At 48.4% G+C, this 672-nt stretch carries 1 protein-coding gene; it reads right to left on the bottom strand.

Annotation, left to right across the window (positions count from 1 at the left end):
- On the bottom strand, nt 1-672 hold a 672-nt coding region (locus A3750_RS05700; protein ID WP_255374870.1), incomplete at both ends, for an FGGY family carbohydrate kinase.

The following is a 672-nucleotide window of genomic DNA, read 5'->3' as shown; positions in this document are numbered from 1 at the left end:
AAAACATGCCTGGCCAACTAAAGCAGATTGCTGATCCCCGATAAGTGCGCACACTGGTATATTTACACCAAGTAACTCCTTTGCAGTCTCCCCGAAGTCCGCAGCACAGTCTTTCACCTCAGGAAGCAATGAGGCTGGCACATCAAAAAGCTGGAGCAGCTCATCGTCCCACTGCTGCTCATGAATATTAACCAGATTGGTTCGAGAGGCATTGGTGGCGTCTGTTGCATGCTGCTTACCACCGGTCAAACGCCAGAGTAAGAAGCTATCCACCGTTCCAAAAGCTAAGTCGCCGTTCTCCGCCGCTACTCTAGCGCCATCGACATGATCCAAAATCCAAGCTATTTTCGTTGCCGAAAAATAAGGATCCAGCACAAGTCCCGTTTTACTCGTTAACGTCTTCTCGTCAAACTGAGACCGGATCTTCTCGCATTGTTTGGCGGTTCTTCGATCTTGCCAAACAATCGCGTTATACACTGCCTTGCCAGTCTTTCGATCCCAAACAACGGTTGTCTCTCGTTGATTAGTAATACCTATTCCTGATATCTGCNCCGGATTAACACCTGCGTCTGCTACAACCTTGCGCATCACATCCAGCGTTGTGCTCCATATCTCTTCGGGGTCATGCTCAACCCAACCGTTATGAGGAAAAAACTGAGTGAATTCTTCTTG

The sequence above is a fragment of the Oleiphilus sp. HI0079 genome (assembly GCF_001635105.1).
Note: the sequence above shows the minus strand (reverse complement) of the source record. Positions and strands in the feature narration are given on the sequence as shown.